At 68.4% G+C, this 5860-nt stretch carries 6 protein-coding genes; all 6 read right to left on the bottom strand.

Translation table 11 applies throughout. The features are described from left to right. The coding region (locus AB0K51_RS34460) for an ATP-binding cassette domain-containing protein (RefSeq protein ID WP_363462185.1) at positions 1-419 on the bottom strand (419 nt) is incomplete at its 3' end. Beyond that, positions 409-1461, bottom strand: a complete 1053-nt coding sequence (locus AB0K51_RS34455; protein WP_363462183.1) for an ABC transporter ATP-binding protein — start codon at positions 1459-1461, stop codon at positions 409-411. The genes AB0K51_RS34455 and AB0K51_RS34460, both read right to left, overlap by 11 nt. A gap of 16 nt (positions 1462-1477) precedes the next feature. Further along, positions 1478-2491 carry an ABC transporter permease gene (locus AB0K51_RS34450; RefSeq protein ID WP_363462181.1) on the bottom strand — a complete coding sequence of 338 codons (1014 nt, stop codon included), beginning with the start codon at positions 2489-2491 and terminating at the stop codon, positions 1478-1480. Then, on the bottom strand, positions 2484-3410 hold the full coding sequence (locus AB0K51_RS34445; RefSeq protein ID WP_363462179.1) for an ABC transporter permease: 927 nt from the start codon (positions 3408-3410) through the stop codon (positions 2484-2486). The genes AB0K51_RS34450 and AB0K51_RS34445 overlap by 8 nt, the downstream gene beginning before the upstream one ends. 82 nt (positions 3411-3492) lie before the next feature. Then, entirely contained in the window at positions 3493-5112 is a 1620-nt protein-coding gene (locus tag AB0K51_RS34440) for an ABC transporter substrate-binding protein (protein ID WP_363462177.1), read from the bottom strand. Between the two features lie 163 nt (positions 5113-5275). After that, positions 5276-5860, bottom strand: a 585-nt coding sequence (locus AB0K51_RS34435; RefSeq protein WP_363462175.1) for an ABC transporter ATP-binding protein, incomplete at its 5' end; no start/stop codon positions are given.

The following is a 5860-nucleotide window of genomic DNA, read 5'->3' as shown; positions in this document are numbered from 1 at the left end:
ATGTCGCCGACCGTCATCCGCGGGTTCAGCGAGGTGTACGGGTCCTGGAACACCATCTGGATGTTGCGGCGCACCGCCTTCAGCGCGGCGCCGGACAGGTGCGAGATCTCCTCGCCCTTGTACTTCACCGACCCGGCGGTGGCGGGCTCCAGGTTCATCAGCACCTTGGCCAGCGTCGACTTTCCGCAGCCGGACTCGCCGACGATGCCGAGGGTCTCGCCCTGCATCAGGTCGAAGGAGACCCCGTCGACCGCCTTGACCGCGCCCACCTGCTTCTTGAACAGCACGCCCCGGGTGAGCGGGAAGTGCTTGAGCAGGTCGCGGACCTCCAGGATCGGCTCGCCGCGCGGGACGTCCTGGGCGAACGCCACCTCCTCGGGGGTGGGCGCCCCGAGCGGGCTGGCACCGTTAGCCGTCATGGAGGGTCTCCTTCCAGAAGAAGCACGCACTGCCCCGGCCGGCCAGCGGCGTCCCGTCGTCCTCGGTCACCGGCGCCAGCGGCGGCACCTCGTGCCGGCAGATCTCCTGCGCCCGCGGGCAGCGCGGGTTGAACGCGCAGCCGGGCGGGATCCGCAGCAGGTTGGGCGGCAGGCCCTTGATCGCGAAGAGCTCCTGGCCCTTCTGGTCGAGCCGCGGGATGGAGTCCAGCAGGCCCCGGGTGTACGGGTGGGCGGGCCGGGCGTACAGCTCGTGCACCGGCGCGGTCTCCACGATCCGGCCGGCGTACATCACCGCGATCTTGTCCGCGACGTCGGCGACCACGCCGAGGTCGTGGGTGATCAGGATCAGGCCCATGTGGTACTCGCCCTGCAGCTCGGCGAGCAGGTCCATCACCTGGGCCTGGACGGTGACGTCCAGGGCGGTGGTGGGCTCGTCCGCGATGATCAGGTCCGGTTCCAGCGCCAGCGCCATGGCGATCATGATGCGCTGGCGCATACCGCCGGAGAACTGGTGCGGGTAGTCGTTGACGCGCTGCGCGGCGGCCGGGATGCGCACCCGGTCCATCAGCTCGATCGCCTTGGCCTTGGCGTCCTTGCGGTTGGTGTCGCGGTGCGCCCGGTACATCTCGCCGAGCTGGAAGCCGACGGGGAGCACCGGGTTGAGCGAGGAGAGCGCGTCCTGGAAGATCATCGCGATCTTCTGGCCGCGGATCCTCCGGCGCTCCTCCCTGCCCATCTTCAGCATGTCCTGGCCGCGGAACAGGATCTCCCCCTTGGGGATGCTGGCCGGCGGCATGTCCAGGATGCCCATGATGGCCTGCGCGGTCACCGACTTGCCCGAGCCGGACTCGCCCAGCACGGCCAGCGTCTCGCCCGCGCTGACGCTGTAGTTGACGCCGTTGACGGCCCGGGCCACGCCGTCCCGGGTCTTGAACTCGACGTGCAGGTCCTTCACGTCCAGCAGCGGCCCGGTGTAGGGCTCCTCGCGGGCCTGGCGGGCCTGGTCGGCGGCGGTGCTCATGTGTCTCTCCCCTCGCTCAGCGCAGCTTCGGATCGAGGGCGTCGCGCACCGCGTCGCCCATCATGATGAAGGCCAGCACCGTGATGGACAGCGCCGCGGCCGGGAAGAACATGACGTACGGCGCCTGCCGGATCACCTTCTGGGCCGAGGAGATGTCCACGCCCCAGGAGATGGTCGGGTCCTGCAGGCCGATGCCGAGGAAGCTCAGCGTGGCCTCCGCCGTGATGTAGCCGCCGAGCGCGATGGTGGCCACCACGATCACCGGTGCGAGGGCGTTCGGCAGGATGTGACGGAACATCAGCCGCCCGGTCCCGGCGCCCAGCGCCCGCCCGGCCACCACGTAGTCGGACTGCTTGACGGTGATCACCGAGCCGCGCATCACGCGGGCCAGCTGGGTCCAGCCGAGGAAGGCCAGTGCGACCACCACGGTCCAGACGTTGCGGGTGGTGAAGGCGTTCAGCAGCACCAGGGCGCCGAGCAGCAGCGGGATGCCGAAGAAGATGTCGACGATCCGGGAGATCACCGCGTCCATCCAGCCGCCGAAGAATCCCGCCACCATGCCGGCCAGGCCGCCGAGCACGGTGACCAGCAGGGTGACGCAGATGCCGACCGTGATCGAGGCCCGCGCGCCGTACACCACCCGGGCGTAGATCGACCGGCCCTGCCCGTCGTAGCCGAACCAGGCGCCGCCGAAGAAGTCGGTCCAGTCCGGCCGCCGCAGGTAGTTCTGGGTCAGGTTGGCGGCCCGCGGGTCGGTGTCGGTGAACAGCTGAGGGAAGATCGCCACCAGGATCAGGATGAAGAGCAGCACCGCGGAGATCAGGAAGATCGGCCGCCGCCGCAGGTCCCGCCAGGCGTCGCCCCAGAGGCTGCGGGCCTCCTCCCGCTTGACCGGGTTCGGTTCGCTTAAGGTCTCCTGCTCGACCGCCAGTCCCTGCTGGCCGACGTAGTCCAGGTGGTCGCTGTCGGTCGGCGCGATGTTCCGCAGCGGATCGTGGTCGTCGGGGATGTCCCCGTTCCGGTCAGGCATAGCGGATCCTCGGGTCCAGGACGGCGTAGAGCAGGTCGACGACCAGGCTGGCGACCAGGTAGACGATCACCAGCACGGTGACGATGCCGACCACCGTCGGGCCCTCCTTCTGGTTGATCGCCTTGTAGAGGACGTTGCCGACGCCGGCGATGTTGAAGATGCCCTCGGTGACGATCGCGCCGCCCATCAGCGCGCCCAGGTCGGTACCGAGGAAGGTCACCACCGGGATCAGCGAGTTGCGCAGCAGGTGGCGGCTGATGATGGTCCGCCGGGGCAGGCCCTTGGCGACGGCGGTGCGCATGTAGTCGGCCCGCAGGTTCTCGCCGATCGAGGTGCGGGTGAGCCGGGCCACGTACGCCAGTGAGAGCGAGGCCAGCACCAGGCCCGGCAGGATCAGTTGGGTGATGGCGGTGGAGTCCTGCACCGTCGGGGTCACCCAGCCGAGATTGGTGGCGAACACCGTCTGCGCGATGTAGCCGAGCACGAAGACCGGGATCGAGATGACCAGCAGGGTCAGCACCAGCACCCCGGTGTCGGCGAAGCTGGCGCGCTTGAGGCCGGCGATCAGGCCGAGCGGCAGGCCGACCACGATCTCGAAGAAGAACGCGACCAGCGCGAGCCGGATGGTCACCGGGAAGGCGTCCGCCATGATCTCGGAGACCGGGCGGCCGGTGAAGCTGGTGCCGAAGTCCAGGTGGAAGATGTTGTTCATGTAGTGCAGGTACTGCTTCCACAGCGGCTGGTCGAGGTAGTACTTGTGCCGCAGGTTGGCCACGGTCGCCGGGTCGGCCGCCTTGTCGCCGAACATCGCCGCGATCGGGTCGCCCGGCAGGGTGTACACCATCAGGAAGATCAGCAGCGTGGCACCGAAGAACACCGGGATCATCTGGAGCACGCGGCGTAGCACGTAGTGGCCCATGCGAGCCCTCCCTTCGAAGGGGTGACGTAGTGCCGGAGCCCCGCCCTCCGTGCGGGGAGGACGGGGCCGGCGTCGGGTGGGGTCAGCCCTTGACCTCGACCTGCGTCCAGGCCGGGTTGCCGAAGGAGTCGAACATGACGTTCTGCACCTTGGTGGAGAAGCCCGAGTTGGTGCGGTAGTACCAGAGCGGCACCGCCGGGAAGTCGATCGCCAGCTGGGCCTCGGCCTGCTGGTACCCGGTGGCGGTGTCCTGGATCGAGGGGGCCTGGTCGGCCTGGGTGGCCAGCTTGTCGAACTCCGGGCTGGAGTAGCCGGTGTCGTTGGAGGCCGCGCCGGTCCGGTAGACGTCCGCCAGGAAGTTGGCGTTCAGCGGGTAGTCCTGCACCCAGCCGGTGCGGAACATGCCGTCGATCTGGTGGCCGGTGATCGCCGCGCGGGCGGTCTTGAAGTCGGTCTTCGGGTCGCCGACGCAGTTCACGCCGGTGGCCTGCCGGATCGAGTTGCAGACCGCGTCGACCCACTCCTTGTGGCCGCCGTCCGCGTTGTAGGTGATCTTCACCGAGTTGCCGGGGACGCCGCCGCCCTGCTGGATCAGCTGCTTCGCCATGTCCGGGTTGTAGTTGCAGAAGTCGCCGCAGGTGCCCGCCTTGTAGCCCTCGACGCCCTCCGCCACCCAGGCGCTGGCGGGCGCGCGGGAGCCCTGCAGCACGGTCTTGGTGATGGTGTTGCGGTCGATCGCCATCGACAGGCCCTGCCGGACCTTGTTCAGGTTCGCCCCCGACCAGTCCGGCTGGTAGAGCGTGAAGCCGATGTTCTGGATCGCGCCCTGCGGGGAGTCGATCGCCCGGTCGCCGAGGTCGTTCTTGTAGTTCGCCAGCGCCGACGGCGGCACCTGGTCGATCACGTCCAGGTTGTTCGACTGCAGGTCCGCGTAGGCCGCCTCGGCGGTGGTGTACATCTTGAAGATCACACCGCCGTTCTTCGGCTTGTCCACGCCCTGGTAGTTGGCGTAGGTCTTGGTGACCACCTGCGAGTTGTGGTCCCAGCTGACGAACTGGTACGGCCCGTTGCCGATCGGCTTCTGCCCGTAGCCCGCCGGGTCCTGGTAGAAGCCCTCCGGCAGCGGCGAGAAGGCCACGTACCCCAGCTTGTACGGGAAGTACGAGACCTTGTTGGTCAGCTTGATGGTGAAGTGGGTGTCGTCCTGCACGGTCAGGCCGGACATGGTGTCCTTGGCCGGGGCGCCGCTCGCGGGGTGGACGTCCGCGTAGCCCTGGATGTCGCCGAACCAGGAGCTGTTGATCTGGTTGTTCTTGGTGCTCGCCGCCCAGTTCCAGGCGTCCACGAAGCTCTTCGAGGTCACCGGGGTGCCGTCGTGGAAGGTCCAGCCGGTCTTCAGCGTCACGTTGAAGGTCTGCGAGTCGCTGGTGTCGATCGACTGCGCGACCTGCATCCGGAGCTTGCCGTTGCTGGGGTCGTAGTCGGCCAGGCCCTTGAACAGGTTCTGCACGATGCGCCCACCGCCGGTCTCGTTGGCGTTGGCCGGCTGCAGCGGGTTCTGCGGCTCGCTGCTCTGGTAGCTGAAGGTCTTGCTGGCGTCTGACGATCCGCCACCGGAACCACTGCTGCTGCAACCCGTGGCCACCAGGGCCACGGACGTCGCACTGACAATGGCCCAGCGCACGCGGGTGCCTGCAGGCATGGAGCTTCCTCCTCAGGGTGTATGACGCATCTCACCTCATGAGAAGGGCCGCTTTGCGGCGACGCGACCGCAGTACCGCCGGATGAGCGAAGGCCGGAAAGCAAAGATCCGCCCCGGGAGGGAACTCCCCTCCCAGGGCGGATCTCTGGCGGTGCGTCAGCGCCTACGCGGCAGCGACCTCACGCTCGGCCGCGAAGTGGCACGCGGACTCGTGCTTGGCCGCGCCGGCCAGCAGCTCGGGGACGGCCAGCAGCGGCAGCTCGGTCGAGCAGCGCTCCTCGGCCTTCCAGCAACGGGTGCGGAAGCGGCAGCCGGACGGCGGGTTGGCCGGCGAGGGGATGTCACCGGTGAGGATGATCCGCTCGCGGTTCTCGCGGTCCGTCGGGTCCGGCACCGGCACCGCGCTCAGCAGCGCCTGGGTGTAGGGGTGCGTGGCGTGCTCGTAGATCTCCTCGTCCGTGCCGATCTCGACCATCTTGCCGAGGTACATCACGCCGACCCGGTCGGAGATGTGACGCACGATCGACAGGTCGTGGGCGATAAACATGTAGGAGAGCTCGAACTCCTGCTGCAGCTGCTCCAGCAGGTTGATCACCTGGGCCTGCACCGAGACGTCCAGGGCGGAGACCGGCTCGTCGCAGATGATGATCTCCGGCTTGAGCGCGAGGCCGCGGGCGATGCCGATGCGCTGGCGCTGGCCGCCGGAGAACTGGTGCGGGTACCGGTTGATGTACTCGGGGTTCAGGCC

Source organism: Kitasatospora sp. NPDC049285 (genome assembly GCF_040678815.1).
GTDB lineage: Bacteria > Actinomycetota > Actinomycetes > Streptomycetales > Streptomycetaceae > Kitasatospora.
The sequence above is the reverse complement of the archived record's forward strand: the minus strand, read 5'-3'. Positions and strand labels throughout refer to the sequence as shown.